The sequence below is a fragment of the Lysinibacillus sp. FSL W8-0992 genome, assembly GCF_038008685.1.
In the GTDB taxonomy this organism is placed as follows: Bacteria; Bacillota; Bacilli; order Bacillales_A; family Planococcaceae; genus Lysinibacillus.
In genome coordinates, this window is sequence record NZ_JBBOZQ010000001.1 from 486,057 (window position 1) to 512,430 (window position 26,374).

At 41.3% G+C, this 26,374-nt stretch carries 15 protein-coding genes, 21 tRNA genes, 3 rRNA genes and 1 riboswitch; of the genes, 3 read left to right on the forward strand and 36 right to left on the reverse strand.

Annotated features, from left to right (window positions below):
* On the reverse strand, positions 1 to 348 hold the full coding sequence (locus NSQ74_RS02245; RefSeq protein ID WP_340821311.1) for a DMT family transporter: 348 nt from the start codon (positions 346 to 348) through the stop codon (positions 1 to 3).
* Between the two features lie 210 nt (positions 349 to 558).
* Complete coding sequence (locus tag NSQ74_RS02250) at positions 559 to 1,146, reverse strand: TetR family transcriptional regulator (protein ID WP_340821312.1); 588 nt, start codon at positions 1,144 to 1,146, stop codon at positions 559 to 561.
* Between the two features lie 323 nt (positions 1,147 to 1,469).
* Here NSQ74_RS02250 and NSQ74_RS02255 point away from each other — a divergent pair, with 323 nt between their 5' ends.
* Positions 1,470 to 2,588, forward strand: coding sequence for a class II histone deacetylase (locus NSQ74_RS02255; protein ID WP_340821313.1), 1,119 nt, complete (start codon positions 1,470 to 1,472; stop codon positions 2,586 to 2,588).
* Between the two features lie 52 nt (positions 2,589 to 2,640).
* Positions 2,641 to 4,020, forward strand: coding sequence for a purine-cytosine permease family protein (locus NSQ74_RS02260; protein ID WP_340821314.1), 1,380 nt, complete (start codon positions 2,641 to 2,643; stop codon positions 4,018 to 4,020).
* Positions 4,021 to 4,100: 80 nt separating this feature from the next.
* Here the strand turns inward: NSQ74_RS02260 and NSQ74_RS02265 are convergent, their stop codons facing one another.
* From NSQ74_RS02265 to NSQ74_RS02285, 5 genes are all read right to left on the reverse strand, one after another.
* Entirely contained in the window at positions 4,101 to 4,790 is a 690-nt protein-coding gene (locus NSQ74_RS02265) for an ABC transporter permease (RefSeq protein WP_340821315.1), read from the reverse strand.
* Complete coding sequence (locus NSQ74_RS02270) at positions 4,783 to 5,706, reverse strand: ABC transporter ATP-binding protein (protein WP_340821316.1); 924 nt, start codon at positions 5,704 to 5,706, stop codon at positions 4,783 to 4,785. The genes NSQ74_RS02265 and NSQ74_RS02270 overlap by 8 nt, the downstream gene beginning before the upstream one ends.
* Before the next feature lie 136 nt (positions 5,707 to 5,842).
* Positions 5,843 to 6,778: a sensor histidine kinase gene (locus NSQ74_RS02275; protein ID WP_340821317.1), complete on the reverse strand. Its 936-nt coding sequence runs from the start codon at positions 6,776 to 6,778 to the stop codon at positions 5,843 to 5,845.
* Positions 6,779 to 6,782: 4 nt separating this feature from the next.
* A complete protein-coding gene (locus NSQ74_RS02280) occupies positions 6,783 to 7,475 on the reverse strand; it encodes a response regulator transcription factor (protein ID WP_340821318.1) in 693 nt (230 codons plus the stop codon).
* 234 nt (positions 7,476 to 7,709) lie between these two features.
* Positions 7,710 to 9,173, reverse strand: coding sequence for an amino acid permease (locus tag NSQ74_RS02285; protein WP_340821319.1), 1,464 nt, complete (start codon positions 9,171 to 9,173; stop codon positions 7,710 to 7,712).
* 83 nt (positions 9,174 to 9,256) lie between these two features.
* A riboswitch (Lysine riboswitch) is annotated at positions 9,257 to 9,432 on the reverse strand.
* 178 nt (positions 9,433 to 9,610) lie between these two features.
* On the opposite strand from NSQ74_RS02285, the gene NSQ74_RS02290 reads away from it, so the two are divergent.
* The gene (locus NSQ74_RS02290; protein ID WP_340821320.1) at positions 9,611 to 10,816 is read left to right on the forward strand and encodes a CynX/NimT family MFS transporter; all 1,206 of its coding nucleotides are present in this window, start codon (positions 9,611 to 9,613) and stop codon (positions 10,814 to 10,816) included.
* A gap of 39 nt (positions 10,817 to 10,855) precedes the next feature.
* Here NSQ74_RS02290 and NSQ74_RS02295 read toward each other — a convergent pair whose 3' ends face one another.
* From NSQ74_RS02295 to hutH, 29 genes are all read right to left on the reverse strand, one after another.
* Positions 10,856 to 11,902, reverse strand: coding sequence for a nitric oxide synthase oxygenase (locus NSQ74_RS02295; RefSeq protein WP_340821321.1), 1,047 nt, complete (start codon positions 11,900 to 11,902; stop codon positions 10,856 to 10,858).
* Between the two features lie 220 nt (positions 11,903 to 12,122).
* Positions 12,123 to 12,194, reverse strand: a tRNA-Glu gene (locus NSQ74_RS02300).
* Position 12,195: 1 nt separating this feature from the next.
* Positions 12,196 to 12,272, reverse strand: a tRNA-Asn gene (locus NSQ74_RS02305).
* Between the two features lie 12 nt (positions 12,273 to 12,284).
* A tRNA-Ile gene (locus NSQ74_RS02310) sits at positions 12,285 to 12,358 on the reverse strand.
* Positions 12,359 to 12,362: 4 nt separating this feature from the next.
* Positions 12,363 to 12,436 (reverse strand) — tRNA-Gly (locus NSQ74_RS02315).
* Between the two features lie 9 nt (positions 12,437 to 12,445).
* Positions 12,446 to 12,518, reverse strand: a tRNA-Phe gene (locus tag NSQ74_RS02320).
* Between the two features lie 12 nt (positions 12,519 to 12,530).
* A tRNA-Ser gene (locus NSQ74_RS02325) sits at positions 12,531 to 12,623 on the reverse strand.
* An 11-nt stretch (positions 12,624 to 12,634) separates the two neighbouring features.
* Positions 12,635 to 12,710: transfer RNA gene (locus tag NSQ74_RS02330), tRNA-Ala, on the reverse strand.
* A 15-nt stretch (positions 12,711 to 12,725) separates the two neighbouring features.
* Positions 12,726 to 12,799, reverse strand: a tRNA-Pro gene (locus NSQ74_RS02335).
* Between the two features lie 23 nt (positions 12,800 to 12,822).
* A tRNA-Arg gene (locus NSQ74_RS02340) sits at positions 12,823 to 12,899 on the reverse strand.
* 15 nt (positions 12,900 to 12,914) lie between these two features.
* Positions 12,915 to 13,003 (reverse strand) — tRNA-Leu (locus NSQ74_RS02345).
* A 5-nt stretch (positions 13,004 to 13,008) separates the two neighbouring features.
* A tRNA-Gly gene (locus NSQ74_RS02350) sits at positions 13,009 to 13,083 on the reverse strand.
* Positions 13,084 to 13,132: 49 nt separating this feature from the next.
* A tRNA-Leu gene (locus NSQ74_RS02355) sits at positions 13,133 to 13,214 on the reverse strand.
* A gap of 8 nt (positions 13,215 to 13,222) precedes the next feature.
* Positions 13,223 to 13,295, reverse strand: a tRNA-Lys gene (locus NSQ74_RS02360).
* A 17-nt stretch (positions 13,296 to 13,312) separates the two neighbouring features.
* A tRNA-Gln gene (locus tag NSQ74_RS02365) sits at positions 13,313 to 13,387 on the reverse strand.
* Between the two features lie 11 nt (positions 13,388 to 13,398).
* Positions 13,399 to 13,474, reverse strand: a tRNA-His gene (locus tag NSQ74_RS02370).
* A gap of 37 nt (positions 13,475 to 13,511) precedes the next feature.
* A tRNA-Trp gene (locus NSQ74_RS02375) sits at positions 13,512 to 13,585 on the reverse strand.
* Positions 13,586 to 13,597: 12 nt separating this feature from the next.
* Positions 13,598 to 13,681: transfer RNA gene (locus tag NSQ74_RS02380), tRNA-Tyr, on the reverse strand.
* Between the two features lie 6 nt (positions 13,682 to 13,687).
* Positions 13,688 to 13,763: transfer RNA gene (locus NSQ74_RS02385), tRNA-Thr, on the reverse strand.
* A gap of 9 nt (positions 13,764 to 13,772) precedes the next feature.
* A tRNA-Asp gene (locus NSQ74_RS02390) sits at positions 13,773 to 13,845 on the reverse strand.
* A gap of 6 nt (positions 13,846 to 13,851) precedes the next feature.
* Positions 13,852 to 13,926, reverse strand: a tRNA-Met gene (locus tag NSQ74_RS02395).
* Positions 13,927 to 13,951: 25 nt separating this feature from the next.
* Positions 13,952 to 14,027 (reverse strand) — tRNA-Val (locus NSQ74_RS02400).
* Positions 14,028 to 14,041: 14 nt separating this feature from the next.
* Positions 14,042 to 14,157 (reverse strand): 5S ribosomal RNA (gene rrf / locus NSQ74_RS02405).
* Between the two features lie 68 nt (positions 14,158 to 14,225).
* Positions 14,226 to 17,153, reverse strand: a 23S ribosomal RNA gene (locus NSQ74_RS02410).
* Positions 17,154 to 17,463: 310 nt separating this feature from the next.
* Positions 17,464 to 19,015: ribosomal RNA gene (locus NSQ74_RS02415) — 16S ribosomal RNA — on the reverse strand.
* Together the 16S, 23S and 5S rRNA genes with 21 tRNA genes alongside form the textbook arrangement of a ribosomal RNA operon.
* 831 nt (positions 19,016 to 19,846) lie before the next feature.
* Positions 19,847 to 21,703 (reverse strand): SLC13 family permease, encoded by a 1,857-nt coding sequence (locus tag NSQ74_RS02420; RefSeq protein ID WP_340821322.1) that lies wholly within the window; start codon positions 21,701 to 21,703, stop codon positions 19,847 to 19,849.
* A gap of 144 nt (positions 21,704 to 21,847) precedes the next feature.
* Positions 21,848 to 23,116 carry an imidazolonepropionase gene (gene hutI / locus NSQ74_RS02425; protein WP_340821323.1) on the reverse strand — a complete coding sequence of 423 codons (1,269 nt, stop codon included), beginning with the start codon at positions 23,114 to 23,116 and terminating at the stop codon, positions 21,848 to 21,850.
* Complete coding sequence (hutU, locus tag NSQ74_RS02430) at positions 23,113 to 24,783, reverse strand: urocanate hydratase (protein ID WP_340821324.1); 1,671 nt, start codon at positions 24,781 to 24,783, stop codon at positions 23,113 to 23,115. Before hutU ends, hutI begins: the two co-directional genes overlap by 4 nt.
* 19 nt (positions 24,784 to 24,802) lie before the next feature.
* Positions 24,803 to 26,317: a histidine ammonia-lyase gene (gene hutH / locus NSQ74_RS02435; RefSeq protein ID WP_340821325.1), complete on the reverse strand. Its 1,515-nt coding sequence runs from the start codon at positions 26,315 to 26,317 to the stop codon at positions 24,803 to 24,805.
* Positions 26,318 to 26,374 lie beyond the last annotated feature (57 nt).

Sequence of the window (26,374 nt, forward strand, 5' to 3'; positions counted from 1 at the left end):
CTATATCACCTCTTTTGTACGTTTATTCTCTTCAACGGTATCAGAAACTTTTAAGCCAATAACTCCTACAATCAATATAAAAATAAAGAGAAGCTTACCAATACTGACTACTTGATTAAAAATTAAAATATCCATTAAGGTCGTCCCCATTGTGCCAATTGCTGCAAATATTGCGTACACTGTTCCAGTTGGTAATTTCTCACATGCCTTTGATAAAAAGTGCAAATCAAGCCCTATAAATATAACGATCAATAGCCATTCCCACCAATGAGAAGCCACATTGAAACCATAAATCCATATTAATTCAAAAAAACTAGTTAACCCAACATACAACCAAGCTTTTCCCATAAAAAACCCTCCGTTAATAATGACTGAACTTCATTCATTTTTACTGCATAAAAGAACCTACAAGAAAATTTAGTAAAAATCCGCTTTTGAATTCGGATTTTGAACACATATTTTTCTTGTTTATAGCAACGTATTACTATAAACAAGACCGTTTATGGATTTCCACCTATATATCAAAAATTCACTGTAATATATTTTATCTCTGTTCGCTTATTTTGTAACAGCCTTGTTTAAGACTAATGCATTAAAAATAAATTCTAATAAATCTTTTTTATCCTCATTGATAAGCTCTTCATCTTTGGAATCAAATAAGTATGCACGTTCAGCAGCAGACTCGATTAATCCAAACACCATCTTTGACGTTGCGTAAGAATCAACTGCTATTAAAATTTCACCCTTTGACTTTGCGCTGTCCAGCTCATTTCTTAGCCAATTATAGTAAGGTGTATACGCATTTACCCAGTCTTTCAAATAATCAGAGGCCGACAATCCAGCATAAATAATTGCTACAAGTTCCTTATGCTCTCTCGTCATCATAAATATTGTATCTACTAATTGATTAAATTTTTCAATTAGTGGCGCTTGATCATCCACATTTTTTTGTATTGCTTCAAACATATTGTCGACCATTACTTTTGCAATAGCGGGCATAAGTGACATTTTTGAAGGGAAGTACAAATAAAAAGTTCCTTGTGCAATACCAGCCCTTTTTACAATATCAGCTATTTTTATTTTGTCGATACCTTGTTCTTTAAACAATTGAATAGCAGAGGTTACGATACGTTTTTCCTTATCCATTATGCGCCCCCTAAAAAATCATGAATTTTTAAAAATTGTAATCCAAACAAAAATAGATTTCAACCTCTTTCTTTTATCCAAAAATTATTATTTCCTATAATGGAACAGAAAAATTTATTTAATTTTGATAATTTTTAAAAATTAGTTTGACAAATGAACGAGATTCATTTAAATTTTATCCCAAGGAAGATGACTGAAATTCATTTTAAGAAAAAATCTCCCTCAACTAGTATTTTCATAACTGTAAGTACCATTTTCCACCTTGATAAGGGGTGTTACAAGGTGCAAATCGGTATTATTTTTTAATCAAAGGGGCGGAATTGATGATGAAAACAGGTTATATTTTTGACGAAAGTTATTTCTGGCACGACAACGGAAGCGGAACATTATATTTACCTTCGGGTGGTTACTTAGAAACAGATGTGTTTGTCGAACATCCTTCAACAAAGAGACGAATTAATAATTTACTTAATCGTTGTGGCCTAATGAAAAAATTAGAACAAATTGAGCCACGTTCTGCAACGCGTGAGGAAATTGAAATGTTCCATACAAAGGAATATGTAGATAAAGTTAAGCATTTAAGCGATACAACTGGTGGAGACGCTGGAGATCATGCCATTGTTGGTATAGGATCATATGAAATTGCTTTACTTTCAACTGGTGGCGCTTTAAAAGCTGTGGATGTTGTGATGAACGGTGAAGTCGATAATGTTTATGCATTAACTCGCCCACCTGGCCATCATGCAGAAGCTGCAAAAGGCATCGGCTTCTGTATTTTCAATAACGTTGCCATTGCTGCTAAATACGCAAAGCAAAAATACAATTTAGAAAGAGTTATGGTGTTAGATTGGGACGTTCACCATGGTAATGGAACAGAAAGTGCATTCTATGACACTGATGGTGTTTTATTCTTCTCAGTTCATCAGCATTTAAGTTTCCCTAATAATACAGGTTATGCAGAGAACGTAGGTGAGGCTGACGGAAAAGGATTTAACGTGAACATTCCGCTTCCTCCAGGTACAGGAAATGCAGGCTATATTGAAGCATTTAAGTCTATTGTGGAGCCAATCGTGAACGATTATAAACCAGAGCTAATCATTATTTCTGCTGGACAAGATCCAGGTATGTTCGATCCACTTGGACGTATGAACATGACTGCTGAAGGCTTTGCAGATTTAACGAAAATCATGATGAACTTAGCAAACAAGCATACAGATGGAAAAATCGTCTTTTGTCATGAAGGTGGTTACAGTAACGCTTATGTTCCATTTTGTACATTGCGCATTATTGAAGAATTATGTGGTGTGAAAAGCGATGTAGAAGATCCATTCCAAGATTCCCAAGGGTATCCTGACTTTGTAAACGAAGTAGAAAAGAAAGCAATTAATGAAGTCATTTCAATTCAATCGGCTTACTGGCCATCTTTAAAAGTAACTGTTTAAATTTAAAACACTATTATTATATTGAAAATAATTAATAAGAGGGAGGGTATCTATGAGCAATTCTATCGAGGAAATTAGTTATGAACATATTCCTTTAGAACAGCGTAATGGCACTGCCAAAGAGCTATTTTTCACATGGTTTGCCGCAAGTACAGTTTCTACAACACTTGTAACAGGATCTCTAGCTATCGTATTAGGGTTAAATTTTTGGTGGTCACTCGTTGCTATCCTATTAGGACACGCCATTGGAGCTGCAATTATGGCACTCCATTCTGCTACTGGCCCTAAAGCAGGTTTACCACAAGTAGTACAAAGTAGAGCACAATTCGGCTACTTCGGGGCTATCTTGCCTATGCTAATCATTCTGATCATGTATTTAGGCTACGGCGCAACCAATACCGTGTTAGTCGGACAAGGCATGCAGGAAACACTCGGCCTTAATATGAATGTAACGGTTATCGTAAGTCTTATTCCAATGGTGCTTCTAGCGATTTTTGGACAAGGCTTACTTCAAAAGTCGATGAAAATCTATACAATTGGCTTTACAGTGGTATTTATTATTTTATCTATTATGATTTTAGCGAATGTTTCAATGGATCTTTTAAATGCAGGTAATTTTTCTTTCAGCCAGTTTTTATTAATGACTTCCATTTGTGTAACATGGCAAATTACGTATGGTCCGTATGTGTCTGACCATTCGAGATTTATCCATCCATCACAATCTAAAAAGGTATTTACTTATAGTTATCTTGGAAGCTTTGCAAGTTCAGTTTGGTTGATGGTTTTAGGTGCTGCTATTGCCACTATGGTTGTGAATGGTAATGTTATGGCACAAATTAAAGATATGGGCTCATTAGGTTTCATCATTGCATTACTGTTATCTCTTGGTGTCCTTGTTATTAACTCCTTAAATATTTATGGAGCAGGTATTATTATTTTATCGATTGCGAGTAACTTTTTAACGTTTAAAACATCTGCTAGACTGCGCACAATTACTTCCATTGCAATTGGTGTCATTATTGCCCTTATTGCCACTTGGAGCTCTAGCAATTTTATGGCTAATTTCCAATTATACTTAGGATTTATATTATTCTTTATCATTCCGTGGAGTATGATTACATTAACTGATTTTTATATGTTAAAGAGAGTCCATTATCCTCCAGATGAGTTCAACAAAAAGGATGGCATTTTCGGGAAAATTAATATACCAACAATGATTATTTACTTGTTAACCATCTTTATTCAAATTCCATTTATTAATACGGAGTTATATGTGGGACCTATTGCAAAAATGCTAGATGGATTAGATATTGCATGGATTGTTGGTGGTGCGGTTTCATTCCTATTGTATATTAGCTTTGCTAAATTAACGGCACCTGCCAAGCTTTCTGTAGACGTCTATGCAACGTCTAATGTACCTGAGAATAATTAATAAATAAGGTTCGTCAGGCTTCCCCAGGCCTTTTTAAAGCCCCTGTATGGTATTTTCATACAGGGGCTTTACTTATGTTATTAAACATCTACCTTTTCGATATTGCGAATTGCTAAATAGGCAATAACTATACCTATAATCGCTAATGTTATTGGGATTACGATAATATCATTCAATGAAAAAGTGCCCGTATTTGAAGAAACAACCATCACGATTAAAAGAGATGACAGTATTGTTGTTGGCACGGAGTATTTTTTCATACCAAAATACAATGGAATAAGGGCCATACTGGATGCCGCTACAGCATTCATTACTACTGAAGGAATGCGCTGTATAATCATTGCATTTGTCAATGTATCTGGGATTAATTGAAAGTTCTCGCTAATCATAAGAAAAATCACTGTAATAAATATATTTGAAAGGATAATAGCGCTAAATGTAAATAATATAACAATGGCAAGCTTTGCTGCGATTAGTTTTTTTCTATTTATAGGATACATAAATGCAGTTATTATTGTTTTATTTTTATATTCGCCAATAATAAGTTTCGCAATTAATGTAGCCGCAAAAATAATAAATACACATCTTACAAAAGAATCAATGACTGTTAAAGCGATAGGATAGTTTTCTAAACCAGCGTCACCTTCTATTTTTGAAATAACTAAAATCATAAACATAAAACCTAATATAGCGACATTGGCAATAATAGCAGCTGTCACATACGAGCCTAAATGGTTTTTTTTCATTTCTAAACGCATTAAATTAAGCATGGATACCACCTCCATTGATTAACTTCAAGAAATAATCCTCTAAAGAACTTGTTTTCCTACTAATCTCTTCAATTTCAATATCATGTTCTATTAACGTTTTGGATAGTATTTTTTGTGAAACGGACATATCGTATATTCGAATACAGCGCTCATCAATGCATTTAAAATTGGTGATGCGTAATTGACTATCTAAAATAAAGGCAGCCTTTTTTCCCTCACTGACAATTAGTTCAATAAAATCTGTTTGGCTATGCCTTACATGCTCCATCGAAACTTCAGCAATTAACCTGCCATTATTAATGACCCCAATTGTATCAGCCATTTGCTCAATTTCAGCTAAAATATGACTGGAAACAATAATCGTAATGCCATATTCTTTACTTAACATCTTGAATAATTCTCTTAGCTCTCTTATACCAACTGGATCAAGACCATTAATAGGTTCATCTAAAATTAGCAACTCTGGTTTAGTCATTATTGCACGTGCAATACCTAAACGTTGTTTCATTCCTAACGAAAAATCCCTTACTCTTTTGCCATCCACATTCGTTAGCTTTACTAAATCGAGAACATGGCCGATTTCATTTTTATCGTAATAACCCATATATTCGCAATGTAATTCAAGGTTTTCTTGTGCTGTTAACTTTTCATAGAAAATGGGATATTCAATGATTGTGCCCATTCTTTTTAGCACTTCGTACGACCGTTCCGTTAATTTTTCACCGAAGATTTCAATTTCCCCACTTGTCGGTTTGGCCAGATTAGTTAACATTTTCATAATCGTTGTTTTCCCCGCTCCATTTGGACCCAAAAAACCATATATCTCTCCTCTCTTAACATGCATATCGACTGTAGAAACCACTTCGTTTCCATCATAAACTTTTGTAAGCTGATTTGTTTTTACAATATACGCCATTTAAACCTCTCCCTCATTTGTGGCTTTCTTTATTATAAGAAGTAAAACTCTCTATTTTATTACTTGATTCTTACAAATTCCTTAAGAGAAGAAGAAAAGCCTCTAGAGCATTTTTAGCTCTACAGGCAGGGCTAGATTAGTACATCATTCTTTTTAATGAAATCGTAAAAACCGTCTTTTCATAAGGGATGCTTTTCAGTTGGATTGTACCATTCATTATTTCTACAAGTCGCTTTGTTATCGTTAGACCTAGCCCACTACCTTGAAATGATTTATTTCTTGAGTCTTCAAGCGTATACATCCTTTCAAATACGCTGTCTATATGATATTCATCAATACCTTTCCCACAATCCCAGACATCAATATAAACATCGGTAGCGTCATTTCTTACTGTTAGCCCAATTACACGACCTTCAGCCCCGTAAGCAATCGCATTGGCGATTAAATTGTTTAACACTCTTTCTAACGCATCCTCGTTGCCTAGAGCATAAATCGGTGTTTCAGGTATGTTAATGTCTATATGAAGGCCTACCGACATCACCATATCGTAAAATGACAAAATATTTTTGCGGCATATTTCACTTACGTTTACTTTTGTTATTGGGTATTCTGTATCGCCCGCTTCAATTTTTGCCAAATCAAAAAATGTATGAATAAGCTTCAATACTTCCTCCGTTTTTAAATGGATTCCTGAAAGTAAGCGATTTTGTTCTGCATCTTTTAGCGAATGTTGTAGCTGCAACATTTCTGTATAGCCTAGCACAACTGTTAACGGCGTTTTTAAATCATGCGAAATATTGGCAAGCATCTTTTTCATTGAACTTTCCGTTTTTCGATGTTTGGCTAATATTTTGTGCGTATCATTCAGTAATGCATTTATAGTAGTAAGCAGTTGCTGTAGTTCTTGATTCGATGTAGCAACTAAAATTTTCTCGTTTGATTGTTCGTTTATAATAGCTTTTAGTTTGGTGTGCATATATTTGAGCGTAACGTTTTGCTCACGTTTTCTTTTCAGCTGCAAAAGAATGATTGTTAAGAGAAAAAGAATAATGGTAGATAAAAATAGTATCATACGCCTAGCCCTCTAATTTATAGCCAATTCCCCAAAGTGTTTTAATATACTTTGGGTTGGAAGGGTCATCTTCAATTTTTTCTCGCAATCTTCTTATATGCACATTAATAATATTTTCATCACCATAATATTCATCATTCCATATGAGTTGATAGATTTGCTGTTTAGTAAATACGCGATTACGATTTGTGATAAATAGCTTTAAAATCGCAAATTCCTTTGAAGTTAGTTTCACCTGTTGTTGGTCTTTTTCAACTGAGAAATTAACGATATCAATCACCAAGTTACCGATAGTCAATGTCACCTTCGTTTCCTCCATCGAGCTTGAATATTGTGTAGCCCTTCGTATTGCAGCTTTCACACGCGCTGAAAATTCCAACATTGAAAATGGTTTTGCAATATAATCATCCGCTCCTAATCCAAGACCTAATGCTTTATCTACATCACTGTCTTTTGCTGACATCATAATAATAGGTAGCGCTTCTTTTTCTCGAATTATTTTTAACACTTCTAATCCATCTAGTTTAGGCATCATAATATCCAAAATAACTAAATCAAACGTTTTACTTAAACAAATTTGCACTGCTTCTTCACCATTTGTAACGGATGTAACGGCAAAGCCCTCCATTGTTAAAAACTTGTCGACCATTTCTCGGATGTCCTCATCGTCTTCAACAAGTAATATATGTTTTTGCATGTTAGGCACCTCTTCTCAATAAAGCATTATCTTTAATTCCCATCTGCTTGAACAGTTTTACATTTTTATCCTGTCTCTATATAGCTTACCATATGTTTTTTTTAAAGTGACAGGCACTCAAACAATTCTCAAACAATTTACCAAGCTAAAATCACACTCCAGCGCCGCACACAACGGAAATCAACGGCAAATAAATAAAAGCTGCCCTATAAACTAATAGGACAGCTTTTATTTCTATTTTTCTACTTTTAAATCACACTTTTGCAGTGGAATCATTTTAGTTTTATGTTTTATTTTATAGCCTAACCACAAGACGATAAACAGCGGTATACCGATATATGAAACAAGAACGCCGTACCAGTCAATTGAATCGCCTGTGAAAGCTGTGTAGTTTTGACCAATTACAACAATCATACACACTGTAAATGCAAAGAGTGGCCCAAATGGATATAGCTTTGCTTTATATGGTAGTAATTTTGGGTCTATGCCTTGTGCTTCAAAAGCTCTACGGAAACGGTAATGACTAAAGGCAATACCAAGCCATGCAATAAAGCCTGACATCCCAGATGCGTTTAAAAGCCACATATAGACAACGCCATCACCAAAGAATGATGCTAAAAATGCTAAGCAACCTACTGCTAATGTCAGCAGTAATGCGTAAATTGGAATTCCGCGACGGCTTAGCTTAGCGAAAATCTTAGGTGCATGTCCATCTACTGCTAATTGCCATAACATACGTGATGATGCATATAATCCTGAATTACCAGCAGACAACATCGCCGTTAAAATAATGGCATTCATTAATGAAGCAGCAAAGGCAATTCCTAAGCGATCAAACACTAATGTGAATGGTGAAACAGCAATATCTTCAGATAATAAACGAGCATCTGTAAATGGAATTAACATCCCAATAGCTGCAATGGCTAAAATGTAAAATAAAATAATACGCCAGAAGACGGACTTAACAGCCTTCGGAATATTTTTACCAGGATCATCAGTTTCCCCAGCAGTTATCCCTAATAGCTCTGTCCCTTGGAACGAGAAACCTGCTGCTAGAAATATACCGAATGTAGCAAGGAAGCCACCGTGGAATGGTCCATCACTTATAAAGAAATTCGTAAAGCCTACAGGAGCTTGTCCACCTAAAATACCGAAAATCATCAATAGGCTGACGATAATGAAAACAATAACAGTCACAACTTTTATCATTGCGAACCAATATTCACTTTCACCATAGCTTTTTACAGATAGTAAATTAAATGTTAGTACAATCGCAATAAATATGACTGTCCATAGTGCCGAAGAGCTGTCTGGGAACCAGTACTTCATTATAAGAGAAACTGCTGCAATTTCAGCGGCAATTGTAATCGCCCAGTTATACCAGTAGTTCCAGCCAAGCGCAAAGCCAAGCGCTGGATCTACAAATTTTGTTGCATACGTACTAAATGAACCTGATGAAGGCATATAAGCTGCCATTTCACCTAAGCTTGTCATTAAGAAGTACACCATAATGCCGATTAATGCATAAGCAAGAAGTGCACCACCTGGTCCAGCCTGCGCTATTGCACCACCACTTGCTAGAAATAGCCCAGTTCCAATCGTACCGCCTAACGAAATCATTGTAATATGGCGGCTTTTTAATTCTTTTTTCAACTCTGGTGCTTTATGACCGAGCTGATTAGTTTTTATCTCACTCACGTTAAAGCTTCCTTCCTTTTCTAAGAGGCAAAAAAATGCCATCACATGAACGTTGTGATGGCTAAGTAAATCCTCTGTTTCTTAAAAATGATAGCACAACACGTTGTCCAACGTGACAGTTCTGTTCCTTTCGGAGACAGCCCCAGCATGAGGTTTTCAAGTCCCCTCACACTTCGGCAATATTTCCTTTCAGCTAACATCTTCAATGCTTGTCATCTCCATTAGCTTACTTATAAATACCGCGACCTCTACCTCAATACAAACATGAGGCATATAATTATTAAATTTATGATGTTTCTTAGTTTAACATACGACCTAAGACATTTCAATAATACGATTAATGTTCTGTATTTTATGAATATTCTACTATTTTTATTATTGTGTTAAAGTGTTATAGTGGTTCGAATTATAATTGTTCTATCAGGGAGGTACTTATTTTGACAACTAACGAGGAATCTACTTATCCTAGCAGAAAGATTAACTGGAAGGGCACAACGCTTCTATTAGTCATCGGTGTAATCTTTCTTGCTTCGACATTACGTATGCCATTAACGGTTGTAGGACCAATTATTTCCTTCATTCGTGAGGATCTCGGTATATCTAACGTACTTGCAGGCTTTCTAACAACCATTCCATTGCTTGCATTCGCGCTAGTGTCACCTATTGCCCCAGTAATAGCAAGGAAACTGGGTCTTGAATTAACACTATTTATATCAACGATTTTATTAGCACTAGGAATTGTGTTGCGTTCACTTGGAACAACAGGATTACTCGTATTTGGTACAATGATAATAGGTGTAGCTATTTCATTTGGTAACGTCCTTATTCCAGGGCTACTTAAAATGAAATTCCCTTATCATGTTGGATTACTGATGGCATTTTTCACAATGTCCATGAACTTAACCGCTGGAATTGGCGCTGGTATTAGTTATCCCATAGCCAATGCATCTCTTGGCTGGCAAGGTGCACTTGCAATCGCTCTAGCTCTTGTCGTAGTGACGATTTTAATTTGGGTTCCACAATTAAAATTTAATAAGCCTGAACCAACTGTAGCCACTACGAAAGCACGTATACCATTGTGGAAATCACCAGTTACTTGGGCAGTCACGGGCGCGATGGGCTTTCAATCATTATTATTTTATACAACTGCAGCTTGGATTCCAGAAATCTATATTGCCCAAGGAATAGCCGCAGATCGTGCAGGTTGGATGTTTTCCATCATGCAAATTTCACAAGTACCTATGGCTTTAGCTGTACCAATTATCGCTAGTAAAATGACATCACAGCGACCCCTCGTTTTAATGTTTACTGCATTTTATTTCATCGGCTTTACTGGCCTTGTCATGGAATGGACTAGTCTTGCTGTACTGTGGATGATATTGCTAGGTTTAGCAGGTGGTGCTTCATTTTCTCTTGCAATGATGTTCTTTACACTTCGTACACATACGGCATTTGAGGCAGCTGATTTATCTGGCTTTGCACAATCATTAGGCTATTTATTAGCCGCAGTAGGTCCTATTTTATTTGGTTACTTACATGATTTATTTGGCGGCTGGGATACAGCTGGATGGCTATTTGTTGTCGTTGCGGCATTACTATTCTTCTGTTCGTTTAGAGCTTCTAGAAATGAATATATAAATTAAAAAAGGCAGCTCATCATACTATGAGCTGCCTCTTTACATTTAGTAATGCGGTTTCTGATAAAAATAATTTGGTGTATTATAAACATTGACATAAGGCTTATGAAAAATATGTGTCGTTGCAGGAGATAACGGTGGAATCAACCAAGTCCAGTTGCCTGTTAAGTCACGGCCTGCCTTCTGCTCAGCCTCTTCAAATAGCTTAAATTGCTGTGCAGCAGTATGATGATCGACTATACTTACACCATCTTCTTTAAAGGAATGCAGAACAGCAATATTTAATTCAACTAATGCACGATCACGCCAAAGCGATGCCTGCTTTGTTGTATCGAGACCAAAAATTTCAGCGATCTTCGGTAACATATCATAACGATCATGATCAGCTAAATTGCGTGCCCCAATTTCTGTTCCCATATACCAACCATTAAAAGGAGCTGCCTGAAAATCAATACCTGCCATTTGAAAGCGCATGCTTGAAATAATCGGCACTGCATACCATTTCAACGCTAGTTTCCCCACCTGCGGATGCTCAGGATGGCGAATTGCAACTTCCAATACATCTTCACGTGGAATTGTAAATAATTGAGGTTTACGGTTATCCACCTGTATAACGAGTGGTAGTACATCAAATGCTGTTCCTTCACCCTGCCAACCTAGTGATTCGCATACTTTTGTAAATGGCACAGAATGTGGATCACCAACGATACCAGCTTCCGTCTCATAGCCTGCGTAACGTATAAGCTGATGATTCCAAATCTTTACTCTTCCAGATGCAAATACCGTTATCGTTGGACGAATTTTACCGCCATTTGTTGCAAACCGAATATGATGTAGCAACTTCTCAAATATGCCTTGCTCATATAAAACATCGCGTGCATCCTCAACATGCAGTGAGTGCCAAAATAATCTTCCGATACATTTATTACTATTACGCCAGGCTACTCGTGCACCAAAAGTAAGCTCCTCTGTTGAAGGAATATATACTCCCTCTTTTTCAACTTGCTGTAATCTATTTGTTAGCCATTGTGCAGACTCATTTTGTTCCATTTGATAAAGTGTTAAAAAACGTTGTATCTCTTGTAGTTTCATGTCGTTTTCCTCCATCTAACCTCATATTAGATGAATAGAAATAAATTCACCACGAAAAAATCCATCAGAAAACATACATCTTTTATATATGAAATACTTTGTTCAAATTTATACCGACAGTCGAAAATTCTTCATCAAAATTTTATAAGAACTAAGTAAATAACTCGAAAAAATACAAAGAAAAAGCATGTAGCAACACTATGCTACATGCTTTACTAGATGACCCCTACGGGATTCGAACCCGTGTTACCGCCGTGAAAGGGCGGTGTCTTAACCGCTTGACCAAGGGGCCATGGCTCCGAAGGCAGGACTCGAACCTGCGACAACCTGATTAACAGTCAGGTGCTACTACCAACTGAGCTACTTCGGAATAATTTCTATATGGGCCTAAATGGACTCGAACCATCGACCTCACGCTTATCAGGCGTGCGCTCTAACCAGCTGAGCTATAGGCCCTCTTTGGAGCGGGTGATGAGAATCGAACTCACGACATCAGCTTGGAAGGCTGAGGTTTTACCATTAAACTACACCCGCAAAAAAAGATGGGTCAGGACGGAATCGAACCGCCGACACTTAGAGCTTCAATCTAATGCTCTACCAACTGAGCTACTGACCCGAATAAAGAAAATGGAGGAGGTAGAGGGATTCGAACCCCCGCGCGGTGTTACCCGCCTGTCGGTTTTCAAGACCGATCCCTTCAGCCAGACTTGGGTATACCTCCGGAAATAAATATGGTGGAGCCTAGCGGGATCGAACCGCTGACCTCCTGCGTGCAAGGCAGGCGCTCTCCCAGCTGAGCTAAGGCCCCAATTTTAAAAGATGATCGGAATGACAGGATTCGAACCTACGACCCCTTGGTCCCAAACCAAGTGCTCTACCAAGCTGAGCTACATTCCGTTACTGTCTATCTTATCTTTTTATGGCGCGCCCGGCAGGAGTCGAACCCACAACCTTCTGATCCGTAGTCAGACGCTCTATCCAATTGAGCTACGGGCGCTTAATATTAAAAAAATGGTGCCGAGGGCCGGAATCGAACCGGCACGGTAGTCACCTACCGCAGGATTTTAAGTCCTGTGCGTCTGCCAGTTCCGCCACCCCGGCACATTTGGAGCGGAAGACGAGGTTCGAACTCGCGACCCCCACCTTGGCAAGGTGGTGTTCTACCACTGAACTACTTCCGCATGTGCATAAGATTATTTATCCTGGCAATTATGTAATTAAAATAAATGATGCGGGTGAAGGGAGTCGAACCCCCACGCCTTGCGGCGCTAGATCCTAAGTCTAGTGCGTCTGCCAATTCCGCCACACCCGCAAATATGATGAGCCATGAAGGACTCGAACCTTCGACCCTCTGATTAAAAGTCAGATGCTCTACCAACTGAGCTAATGGCTCATATTATGAATAAAAAATGGCTGGGGTACCTGGATTCGAACCAGGGCATGACGGAATCAAAATCCGTTGCCTTACCGCTTGGCTATACCCCAATATTATTATATGGGGCGACTGATGGGAATCGAACCCACGAATGCCGGAACCACAATCCGGTGCGTTAACCACTTCGCCACAACCGCCATATGAACTATAACAGTAGTTTAATCTAAAAAAAATTGGCAGGGGCAGTAGGAATCGAACCCACACCAAAGGTTTTGGAGACCTCTATTCTACCGTTGAACTATGCCCCTATTAAATAAAACTGGTGGAGGGGGACGGATTCGAACCGCCGAACCCTAAGGAGCGGATTTACAGTCCGCCGCGTTTAGCCACTTCGCTACCCCTCCAAGGGCTGGTGCCGGCGATAGGAGTCGAACCCACGACCTACTGATTACAAGTCAGTTGCTCTACCAACTGAGCTACACCGGCAAATAAAGACGGTCCCGACCGGGATCGAACCGGCGATCTCCTGCGTGACAGGCAGGCATGTTAACCGCTACACCACGGGACCATAATTTGGTTGCGGGGACAGGATTTGAACCTGTGACCTTCGGGTTATGAGCCCGACGAGCTACCACTGCTCCACCCCGCGACAATATTACTTTAAGTTTATAAAATGGTGGAGGATGACGGGCTCGAACCGCCGACCCTCTGCTTGTAAGGCAGATGCTCTCCCAGCTGAGCTAATCCTCCACGTAAAAAAACAAGCGAAGCGACGTCCTACTCTCACAGGGGGAAGCCCCCAACTACCATCGGCGCTAAAGAGCTTAACTTCCGTGTTCGGTATGGGAACGGGTGTGACCTCTTTGCCATCATCACTTCACTTATTCAGTTGAAAGAACTTATTCTCTCAAAACTGGATAAACGTTTCATTGAATGTTTCAAACTTTTTTGGTTAAGTCCTCGATCGATTAGTATTCGTCAGCTCCATGTGTCACCACACTTCCACCTCGAACCTATCTACCTCATCGTCTTTGAGGGATCTTACTTACTTGCGTAATGGGAAATCTCATCTTGAGGGGGGCTTCATGCTTAGATGCTTTCAGCACTTATCCCGTCCACACATAGCTACCCAGCGATGCCTTTGGCAAGACAACTGGTACACCAGCGGTGTGTCCATCCCGGTCCTCTCGTACTAAGGACAGCTCCTCTCAAATTTCCTACGCCCACGACGGATAGGGACCGAACTGTCTCACGACGTTCTGAACCCAGCTCGCGTACCGCTTTAATGGGCGAACAGCCCAACCCTTGGGACCGACTACAGCCCCAGGATGCGATGAGCCGACATCGAGGTGCCAAACCTCCCCGTCGATGTGGACTCTTGGGGGAGATAAGCCTGTTATCCCCGGGGTAGCTTTTATCCGTTGAGCGATGGCCCTTCCATGCGGAACCACCGGATCACTAAGCCCGTCTTTCGACCCTGCTCGACTTGTAGGTCTCGCAGTCAAGCTCCCTTGTGCCTTTACACTCTACGAATGATTTCCAACCATTCTGAGGGAACCTTTGGGCGCCTCCGTTACCTTTTAGGAGGCGACCGCCCCAGTCAAACTGTCCGCCTGACACTGTCTCCTGCCCCGCTAAGGGGCATGGGTTAGAATTTCAATACAACCAGGGTAGTATCCCACCGACGCCTCCTTCGAAGCTGGCGCTCCGAGATCTCTGGCTCCTACCTATCCTGTACAAGTTGTACCAAAATTCAATATCAGGCTACAGTAAAGCTCCACGGGGTCTTTCCGTCCTGTCGCGGGTAACCTGCATCTTCACAGGTACTATAATTTCACCGAGTCTCTCGTTGAGACAGTGCCCAGATCGTTACGCCTTTCGTGCGGGTCGGAACTTACCCGACAAGGAATTTCGCTACCTTAGGACCGTTATAGTTACGGCCGCCGTTTACTGGGGCTTCAATTCGCAGCTTCGCTTGCGCTAACCACTCCTCTTAACCTTCCAGCACCGGGCAGGCGTCAGCCCCTATACGTCACCTTACGGTTTTGCAGAGACCTGTGTTTTTGCTAAACAGTCGCCTGGGCCTATTCACTGCGGCTCTCGTGCGCTTGCACGCTCAAGAGCACCCCTTCTCCCGAAGTTACGGGGTCATTTTGCCGAGTTCCTTAACGAGAGTTCTCTCGCACACCTTAGGATTCTCTCCTCGACTACCTGTGTCGGTTTGCGGTACGGGCACCTCTCACCTCGATAGAGGCTTTTCTTGGCAGTGTGAAATCAGGAACTTCGTCCATACGGACTCGCCATCACAGCTCAACGTTATAGTGTGCGGATTTGCCTACACACACGCCTTACTGCTTGGACGCGCACAACCAACGGCGCGCTTACCCTATCCTACTGCGTCCCCCCATTTCTCAAACGGTGAGGAGGTGGTACAGGAATATCAACCTGTTGTCCATCGCCTACGCCTATCGGCCTCGGCTTAGGTCCCGACTAACCCTGAGCGGACGAGCCTTCCTCAGGAAACCTTAGTCATACGGTGGACGGGATTCTCACCCGTCTTTCGCTACTCATACCGGCATTCTCACTTCTAAGCGCTCCACCAGTCCTTCCGGTCTGACTTCAACGCACTTAGAACGCTCTCCTACCACTGACATCGTAGATGTCAATCCACAGCTTCGGTGAATCGTTTAGCCCCGATACATTTTCGGCGCAGCGTCACTCGACCAGTGAGCTATTACGCACTCTTTAAATGATGGCTGCTTCTAAGCCAACATCCTGGTTGTCTGTGCAACGCCACATCCTTTTCCACTTAACGATTACTTTGGGACCTTAGCTGGTGGTCTGGGCTGTTTCCCTTTTGACTACGGATCTTATCACTCGCAGTCTGACTCCCGTGTATAAATATCTGGCATTCGGAGTTTGTCTGAATTCGGTAAACCGGGATGGCCCCCTAGTCCAAACAGTGCTCTACCTCCAGTATTCTCATCACGAGGCTAGCCCTAAAGCTATTTCGGAGAGAACCAGCTATCTCCAAGTTCGATTGGAATTTCTCCGCTACCCACACCTCATCCCCGCACTTTTCAACGTGCGTGGGTTCGGGCCTCCAGTAAGTGTTACCTCACCTTCACCCTGGACATGGGTAGATCACCTGGTTTCGGGTCTACGACCACGTACTAATTCGCCCTATTCAGACTCGCTTTCGCTGCGGCTCCGCCTTATAAAGCTTAACCTCGCACGTAATCGTAACTCGCCGGTTCATTCTACAAAAGGCACGCTATCACCCATTAACGGGCTCTAACTACTTGTAGGCACACGGTTTCAGGATCTCTTTCACTCCCCTTCCGGGGTGCTTTTCACCTTTCCCTCACGGTACTGGTTCACTATCGGTCACTAGGTAGTATTTAGCCTTGGGAGATGGTCCTCCCGGATTCCGACGGAATTTCACGTGTTCCGCCGTACTCAGGATCCACTCTGGAGGGAATGAACTTTCGACTACAGGGCTTTTACCTGCTCTGGCGGACCTTTCCAAGTCGCTTCATCTAACTCATTCCTTTGTAACTCCGTATAGAGTGTCCTACAACCCCAAGAGGCAAGCCTCTTGGTTTGGGCTCTTCCCGTTTCGCTCGCCGCTACTCAGGGAATCGATTTTTCTTTCTCTTCCTCCAGGTACTTAGATGTTTCAGTTCCCTGGGTCTGCCTTCAAGACGCTATGTATTCACGTCAAGATACTACGCGATTAAACGTAGTGGGTTCCCCCATTCGGAAATCTCCGGATCAAAGCTCACTTACAGCTCCCCGAAGCATATCGGTGTTAGTGCCGTCCTTCTTCGGCTCCTAGTGCCAAGGCATTCGCCGTGCGCCCTTAATAACTTAACCTTCAACGGCTTCCAATCCACTGCGCATTTCGTTGTCAGCTTCTTTCGTTCAGTCAGTCACGTACGTAAGTACGCTCCTTCTTTCACTCAATTGCTTCCTAGAACTGCTTGTGTCTTGAAACCCTATTATTAGTTATTAAGCCTAAAAAACTTAATTTAAAAATAAATGTGTTTGTTACAATTTCAATGTCGTTTTATCCAGTTTTCAAAGAACAAGTTTTGAAGTATTTCATCGTAATGATGAACCTTCAAAACTGAACGCAAAACGTAATCTTACAAACCCAAGGTTTGTATTCCGAAAATATCCTTAGAAAGGAGGTGATCCAGCCGCACCTTCCGATACGGCTACCTTGTTACGACTTCACCCCAATCATCTATCCCACCTTCGGCGGCTGGCTCCAAAAGGTTACCTCACCGACTTCGGGTGTTACAAACTCTCGTGGTGTGACGGGCGGTGTGTACAAGGCCCGGGAACGTATTCACCGCGGCATGCTGATCCGCGATTACTAGCGATTCCGGCTTCATGTAGGCGAGTTGCAGCCTACAATCCGAACTGAGAACGACTTTATCGGATTAGCTCCCTCTCGCGAGTTGGCAACCGTTTGTATCGTCCATTGTAGCACGTGTGTAGCCCAGGTCATAAGGGGCATGATGATTTGACGTCATCCCCACCTTCCTCCGGTTTGTCACCGGCAGTCACCTTAGAGTGCCCAACTAAATGATGGCAACTAAGATCAAGGGTTGCGCTCGTTGCGGGACTTAACCCAACATCTCACGACACGAGCTGACGACAACCATGCACCACCTGTCACCGTTGTCCCCGAAGGGAAAACTGTATCTCTACAGTGGTCAATGGGATGTCAAGACCTGGTAAGGTTCTTCGCGTTGCTTCGAATTAAACCACATGCTCCACCGCTTGTGCGGGCCCCCGTCAATTCCTTTGAGTTTCAGTCTTGCGACCGTACTCCCCAGGCGGAGTGCTTAATGCGTTAGCTGCAGCACTAAGGGGCGGAAACCCCCTAACACTTAGCACTCATCGTTTACGGCGTGGACTACCAGGGTATCTAATCCTGTTTGCTCCCCACGCTTTCGCGCCTCAGTGTCAGTTACAGACCAGATAGTCGCCTTCGCCACTGGTGTTCCTCCAAATCTCTACGCATTTCACCGCTACACTTGGAATTCCACTATCCTCTTCTGCACTCAAGTCTCCCAGTTTCCAATGACCCTCCACGGTTGAGCCGTGGGCTTTCACATCAGACTTAAGAAACCACCTGCGCGCGCTTTACGCCCAATAATTCCGGACAACGCTTGCCACCTACGTATTACCGCGGCTGCTGGCACGTAGTTAGCCGTGGCTTTCTAATAAGGTACCGTCAAGGTACAGCCAGTTACTACTGTACTTGTTCTTCCCTTACAACAGAGTTTTACGAACCGAAATCCTTCTTCACTCACGCGGCGTTGCTCCATCAGGCTTTCGCCCATTGTGGAAGATTCCCTACTGCTGCCTCCCGTAGGAGTCTGGGCCGTGTCTCAGTCCCAGTGTGGCCGATCACCCTCTCAGGTCGGCTACGCATCGTCGCCTTGGTGAGCCGTTACCTCACCAACTAGCTAATGCGCCGCGGGCCCATCCTATAGCGACAGCCGAAACCGTCTTTTAGAATTGTCTCATGAGAGACAACAAGTTATTCGGTATTAGCCCCGGTTTCCCGGAGTTATCCCAAACTATAGGGTAGGTTGCCCACGTGTTACTCACCCGTCCGCCGCTAACGTCAAAGGAGCAAGCTCCTTATCTGTTCGCTCGACTTGCATGTATTAGGCACGCCGCCAGCGTTCGTCCTGAGCCAGGATCAAACTCTCCATAAAAGAAATTTGATTAGCTCAAATTGTTTTGCTGGCATCAATTTTGATGTCCAAAATTTTGTTTCGTTCACTAACGAAGTTAGCTAGTAAAAACTATATTGATTACGTTTTGCTTGTTCAGTTTTCAAGGTTCATTTCGTTGCACTTTGTTTTCAGCAACTTTTATATAATAACATTTTCGATATTCTTTGTCAACAACTTTTTTCGAGATGTTTTTCTCGTTTTAGAAGCGACAACTTTTATATCTTATCACTCTAAAGTGTTAATGTCAACACTTTTTTATGATGTTATTTAAAGCTTGTAGTACTTATTGTTGAGTCGTCTTAGCGACAAGTAATAATTTATCACGATTCTACAATCTCTGCAAGTGTTTTTCTACAAAAAATATTAATTTATAAAAAAAACTTCATTAGTAAGCTATTAATAGTATCATTGTTTTTTAAGTTTACATGAGAACCTTCCTATATATAGGTTTTTGTATATTTGTATTTTACATACACGTTGGAGCCTCGTTTACCTCGTATGCTAATAAGGACAGCTACACAATATATAAAGGATATTTTCGTAATATATTTTGAATATCTTTTTTCGTTAAGATTACTTCCTCATTTTTTCTAGAACGTGTTCGTATAAAAAAATCCCACCATCACGTAGCTATTCCCATACCAATTTCGATTTTCCTTCTACTGATATAGCCATTCTTTCTTTTGCGTCTATTACTTTTTTTCAAACATTTGCTGTTTGCTGTCCACTGTGGCATAACGAAAACCACAGCAGACAGCATATATTCAGATCATCAATGGCTAACGTCTGAAATTCAGCAAAACATAACATTTAAAACGGAAAGAAGAATGGAACTGCTAGCATCATTACAATAAACATAACAACTTGTAACGGTACGCCAATCTTTACAAAATCCATAAATTTATAGCCACCCGCCGTCATAACAAGTGCGTTGGTTGGGGAGGCAATTGGCGTGGCAAACGCCATACTCGCTGCAACAGCTACACCAATCATAAATGTTGTAGGGTTTGCATCCATTGCAATCGCTGCATTCATAGCAATTGGCGCAAACAGAACAGCAGTTGCCGTATTACTAATAAATTGGCCAAAAATTACTGTTAATATATATATCCCTATCAGCACCCCATATGGACCATAGCTACCGAGAGCATCAATAATACCATCTGATAAAATAACCATTCCGCCTGTTTTCTCTAGTGCGGTTGCCATTGGAAGCATCGCCGCGACGAGCACAATACTTTCAAAATTTATATTACTATACGCATCTTCCATATTTCGCAAACAGCCCGTTATAATCATCAAAACCGCTCCTATCATAACGGAAATCACAGCCGGAAAAACTTCAAACGCCATTAATCCAACCATCAATAACATAATCGCACCCGCTATACCAGCCTTACCAGTAGCTGCCGCAACACTCGCATGCTCCTTCGGCTGACCAACTACAACAACATCCTGCGTCTCTCTAGCAAGCACTAAAATTTCATCCCATGCACCTTGCACTAAAATGGCATCCCCAAATTTCAACTTATGCTTAACCATATCCTGTAGCTTATAGCCACCTCTATGGTTAATACCAATAATATTGAGATTATACTTTTCACGGAATCCAAGTGAACTTACTGTTTCATTAATGAAACTAGAATTTGGTGTTAATAAGACCTCCGCAATACCAAGGTGCTTTGTTACTAATTCATCTGCCTCATTCTCTGTTAATTCCTGCATCACTAAGCCATAATCTGCAGCCAAGCAAGCAATATCCTCTTCCTCACCTTGTACATAGAGTTCATCTAAGGCATGTATAACACTTGTTGGACCCGCCATTTCTTGATAAGTCATAGGGAGTAAATTGATACCATCCTGTGATTTACGTTGAATTTTCATCATACAGAGCGCGTATTTTGCAGGAAGCTTTAATTCTGCTAGTGATATGCCGATAATGGTAGAATCTTCAGGCACAAACATTTTAAACAGTCGATTGTTTAAATCATATTGTTTAACAATTTTCTTTGGCGAGAGCTTGTAACCAGAAGATGTTTGTGTTTTATTTTTATCATGTGGTAGCAATATATTGCGCACGAGCACCAAATATAAAATTCCCGCAATCATCCCAACAATGCCAATGGGTGTTACCTCAAAAAACCCTAGCTTCTGATAGCCACGATCGACCAAAAGCTGACTGACAATTAAATTTGGTGGAGATGCAATTAACGTCATTAACCCCGATAGACTAGCTACATAAGAAAGTGGTAGCAAAAACTTTGAAGGACTTTCTTTCATACTAATTGCAATACTCACAACAATAGGCATCATTAAGGCGACTGTCCCCGTATTACTCATAAAGGCACCTACAGAGCCTACAATAATGAGCAATAATACAAATAGCTTTAACTCACTATTCCCCGACCATTTCATTAATAATTGTCCAGCCATTGCCGCAAGCCCTGTACGCAATATACCCGCGCCAACAACAAAAAGTCCCGCGATCATAAGAACAACTGAATTTGAAAAGCCTGCTAAAGCTTCCGCAGGTGTTAAAATATCAGCGATAACAAATGCGAGAAGTGACACGATAGCAACAAAATCAGCGCGCACTCGATTTGTCATAAATGCAAAAATCGTCATTCCTAAAATAAGAAATGTTAATGTAAGCTGCACGTTAAACATTCCCTTCTATCTATAGTAACAACTATATTCTATACGAAAAAAAGCATAAATAACGGATCTCTCCCTATTTATGCTTTTTCTGTAATATTTAATTTGTAAATAAATGCACAATTACTATTAATATCGCATCCAATACCTTTGTTACTATAAAAGAATGCCCTCACGTACTACGACTTGCCCTTTTTTAATAACAGTATGCGTATGATTCATGCCGTAAAAATATTGTAGTTGCTTGTAATTAGCAACGTCCAATATGATGACGTCAGCTTGCTTCCCTGCTTCAAGTGTCCCAATTTCATGACCTCTGTTAAGTGCACAAGCAGCATTAATCGTCGTAGCAGTTAACACTTCCTCTAGTGTCAAACCCATATGCATACAAGCTAAATTCATAATAAATGGCAAACTCATTGTCGGAGATGAACCCGGATTAAAGTCTGTTGATATAGCTACAGGTACCCCTTCATCAATCATCAAACGCCCTCTCGCAAATGGCGCGCGCAAGAAGAAGGCAGTTCCAGGTAGCAATACCGCAATCGTACCAGCTGTAGCCATGTTTTGAATTCCTTCATCAGAGGCTACTAACAAATGTTCTGCCGAGATGGCTCCCACTTCAGCAGCTAACTCCGCTCCATTATAAGGCTCTATTTCGTCAGCATGTATTTTCGGTGTCAGCCCAAGCGCTTTGCCAGCCTCTAAAATACGTCGGGATTGCAGTGGAGTAAATACCCCTTTTTCACAAAATACATCGTTAAATTCTGCGAGCTTTAGTTCTGCCACTTTTGGCAACATATGATGAATAACAACATCGACAAATTCATCTTCGCGACCTTTAAAATCACGCGGCACCGCATGTGCGCCCATAAAGGTACTGATGACGTCTACAGCATGTGTGTCTTGTAGCTTTTTCGCTACCTCCAATTGTTTCTTTTCCGTTTCCCAATCTAAACCGTAGCCCGATTTTGCCTCAACGGTTGTCACACCATGCTTTAAAAATACATCTAAATGTTGCATCGTCTTTTCATATAACACTTCAAAACTTGTTTCTCGTGTACGCTTTGTCGTAGCATGAATGCCGCCACCAGCATTCATAATGTCCATATAAGTGGAACCATTAAGTCGCATATTGAATTCCTGCTCACGTGTACCACCATGTACTAAATGCGTATGACAATCCACTAAACCAGGCATCACAATCTTCCCAGTGGCATCAATAACATCCGCTACCTCTACTAAATGCGGAAAATCTATTGCTAACTGCTCATAAGACCCAACAGCGACTATACGATTTTCTTGCAACAGTACACTGGCATTTTCTATTACTGCGATATCTCGCATTTGTTCTTTTATCCGAGGACCTTGTACTGTGTTTTTTAACGTAATGACTTCATTCGCATTTTTAATCAAAATGGTCATTTCACATCATCCTTTAACATCGGCATACGGACACCTTTGTTCTTTGCCGTATTAATGGCAATTTCATAGCCTGCATCAGCATGGCGTACAATGCCCATTCCAGGGTCGGAAATCAACACGCGTGCAATTTTCTCAGCTGCTAGCGTTGAGCCATCTGCCACTAACACTTGACCTGCGTGCTGAGAATAACCCATTCCTACGCCTCCGCCATGGTGGACACTAACCCAGCTTGCTCCACTCGCCGTATTGACAAGTGCATTTAAAATCGGCCAATCTGATACAGCGTCTGAGCCATCAAGCATTCCTTCTGTTTCACGATTTGGCGATGCCACAGAGCCAGAATCTAAATGGTCGCGACCAAAAACAATTGGTGCAGATAACTCACCATTCGCTACCATTTCATTGACCTTCAATGCAAAGCGATGACGATCACCGTAGCCTAACCAGCAAATACGCGCAGGTAGCCCTTGCCATTTCACCATTTTTTGCGCCATATCAATCCAATTGACAAGCCCTTCGTCTTCCGCAAACATTTCCTTTGCTAAAGCATCTGTTTTATAAATATCCTCTGGGTTTCCAGAAAGGGCTGCCCAACGGAATGGCCCCTTACCCTCACAAAACAGAGGACGAATATATGCTGGCACAAAGCCTGGGAAGTCAAAGGCATTCGTGACACCCATCTCTTTCGCATAAGCACGGATGTTATTACCGTAATCAAATACTTCTGCACCAGCCTGTTGAAATTCAAGCATTGTACGAACATGCTCTGCCATCGTTTCTTTTGCCTTTTGCTCATATGTTTTAACATCATTTTTGCGTAATTCTAACGCTTCTTCAAAGGTCATGCCATTCGGTACATAACCATTAATCGGGTCATGTGCAGATGTTTGGTCTGTCACAAAATCCGGAATAATCCCTCGATTCAATAGCTCCCGATTAATATCTGCGCAGTTGCCGACAAGACCAATAGAGGCAGGCTCTTGCTGATCACGTAATTTATTGACTAACGCAATTGCCTCATCCACTGTCTCAACAAGATAATCACAATAGCCCTCTTTTATTTTGCGTTCTATGCGCGCACGTTCCACCTCAACGACTAAAATGACTGCACCAGCCATTTTCCCAGCTAAAGGCTGTGCACCACTCATGCCGCCCATACCACCAGTAAGAATGAATTTACCACGTAAATCAGCAGTCCCAAACACTTTCTTCCCAGCCTCTACAAACGATAAATATGTTCCTTGTAAAATCCCTTGAGCACCAATATAAATCCAGCTACCAGCTGTCATTTGACCATACATCATTAAATCACGGTCTTCTAGCTCGTAGAAATGCTCCCAATTCGACCATGCAGGCACTAAGTTTGAATTGGCTATTAAGACGCGTGGTGCATGTTCATGTGTACGGAAGACAGCTACTGGCTTTCCTGATTGAATAAGAAGAGTTTCATCATTCTCTAATTCTTTTAAAGAGGCTATGATTTGTTCGTAGCTTTGCCAGTTCCGTGCTGCTTTACCTATGCCTCCATATACGATGAGCTCATCAGGATTTTCCGCAACTTCAGGATCCAGATTATTCATCAGCATGCGCATTGCCGCCTCTTGTGTCCATCCTTTACAAGAGAGCACTGTTCCCCTTGGTGCACGAATCGTTGTTGGTGTTTTCATACCGCCATCCCCTTTGCTTTTATTTTGCTAACATTACTAAATCATCACTTGCCAATAAGTACTTCGCTAATGCTTCAATTTCATCGCCGATAGGTTGATCTGCTAATAATGGCGGACAGAATTCACGTACTTTTTCTAAATACGACCTTGTTGTCGGAGATAATTGCTCCTCTGCCTTGTCTAAATGAATAGCTTGCGAAGCACAAATCATTTCTATCGCAATCACCCGTGCAGCATTGTGTACAATTTGTCGCACTTGTCGAGCGGATGTTGTTCCCATGCTGACATGGTCTTCCTGATTCCCTGATGTGGGAATAGAATCCACGCTCGAAGGATGTGCCAGCACCTTATTTTCGGATACAATCGAAGCAGCCGTATATTGTGCAATCATAAGCCCACATTCAAGACCTGGATTTGTTGCTAAAAATGGTGGTAAACCATCATTAAGCTGAGGATTAACCATACGCTCTGTGCGTCGTTCCGAAATATTAGCCCATTCACTAACCCCAACTTTTAAAAAGTCCATCGCTAACGCTATTGGCTGGCCATGAAAATGACCTCCCGATACAACTTCTCCATTTTCTAAAACGATAGGATTGTCTGTTGTAGCATTCATTTCCGTTTGCACACGTTGCTCGGCATAGAAAAATGACTGCCAAGAAGCACCATGTACTTGTGGAATGCATCGAAGCGAATATGCATCCTGCATCCGAACTTCTCCCTGCTTCGTCACACGTTTACTACCATCAAGCCATTTTCGAATACGCCCACCTACAAGCTCTAATTCTGGATGTGGTCTTACAGCTAAAAGTGCAGGATCAAATGCATTGGTAATACCTTTTAACGCCTCTAACGACAGACTCGCTGCCATATCTGCGGCAAGCCCAATACGCTCTGCTTCATTCAATGTCAAAGCTCCAATTCCTGTCATTGCTTGCGTACCATTTACAAGTGCTAAACCTTCCTTCGCTTGTAGTCTTACAGCTGATAGGCCTGCTCTTTGTAACGCGACACCACCCGTCATAAGCTCCCCGTTGAACTCAGCTTTCCCTTCACCTACAAGCACTAAAGCTAAATGTGATAACGGTGCTAAATCCCCACTTGCTCCAACCGACCCCTGCGATGGAACGATTGGATGTACACCTTTATTGATGCAGTCTAGTAATAGTTGCAATGTTTCTTGTCGAATACCTGAAAAGCCACGTGCTAATGCATTTGCACGTAAAATCATCATCGCACGCACAACTTCAGTTGGAAGTGACTCTCCAACACCTGTTGCATCCGAGCGCAATAAATTCAACTGTAATAACTCAATATCCGATTCTTCAATTTGTATATTACTTAGTTTGCCAAACCCAGTATTAACGCCATAGATTACATGCCCTTCAGCTAAACGTTTTTCAATCCGTTCCCTACTTAATTGAACACGTTTCGTACTTTCAGCACATAGTGCAACCGTAGCCTGACCTCTCACGATTTCCTCAACCTGTTGTCTCGTTAACGTATTGCCATCAAGTTCGATGATTTTTTGCATACGATATCCCCCTATTCTTAACAGCATATGTAAATTAAAGCGTAAAAAAAATAGAAT

Excerpts from the sequence above, each read along its gene's own strand:
- NSQ74_RS02260 (WP_340821314.1), top strand. The coding sequence starts at position 2,641 with ATGAGCAATTCTATCGAGGAAATTAGTTATGAACATATTCCTTTAGAA.
- NSQ74_RS02255 (WP_340821313.1), top strand. The coding sequence starts at position 1,470 with ATGATGAAAACAGGTTATATTTTTGACGAAAGTTATTTCTGGCACGAC.
- NSQ74_RS02295 (WP_340821321.1), bottom strand. The coding sequence starts at position 11,902 with ATGAAACTACAAGAGATACAACGTTTTTTAACACTTTATCAAATGGAA.
- NSQ74_RS02250 (WP_340821312.1), bottom strand. The coding sequence starts at position 1,146 with ATGGATAAGGAAAAACGTATCGTAACCTCTGCTATTCAATTGTTTAAA.
- NSQ74_RS02245 (WP_340821311.1), bottom strand. The coding sequence starts at position 348 with ATGGGAAAAGCTTGGTTGTATGTTGGGTTAACTAGTTTTTTTGAATTA.
- NSQ74_RS02280 (WP_340821318.1), bottom strand. The coding sequence starts at position 7,475 with ATGCAAAAACATATATTACTTGTTGAAGACGATGAGGACATCCGAGAA.
- NSQ74_RS02275 (WP_340821317.1), bottom strand. The coding sequence starts at position 6,778 with ATGATACTATTTTTATCTACCATTATTCTTTTTCTCTTAACAATCATT.
- hutU (WP_340821324.1), bottom strand. The coding sequence starts at position 24,783 with ATGAAAACACCAACAACGATTCGTGCACCAAGGGGAACAGTGCTCTCT.
- NSQ74_RS02420 (WP_340821322.1), bottom strand. The coding sequence starts at position 21,703 with ATGTTTAACGTGCAGCTTACATTAACATTTCTTATTTTAGGAATGACG.
- NSQ74_RS02265 (WP_340821315.1), bottom strand. The coding sequence starts at position 4,790 with ATGCTTAATTTAATGCGTTTAGAAATGAAAAAAAACCATTTAGGCTCG.
- NSQ74_RS02270 (WP_340821316.1), bottom strand. The coding sequence starts at position 5,706 with ATGGCGTATATTGTAAAAACAAATCAGCTTACAAAAGTTTATGATGGA.
- hutH (WP_340821325.1), bottom strand. The coding sequence starts at position 26,317 with ATGCAAAAAATCATCGAACTTGATGGCAATACGTTAACGAGACAACAG.
- hutI (WP_340821323.1), bottom strand. The coding sequence starts at position 23,116 with ATGACCATTTTGATTAAAAATGCGAATGAAGTCATTACGTTAAAAAAC.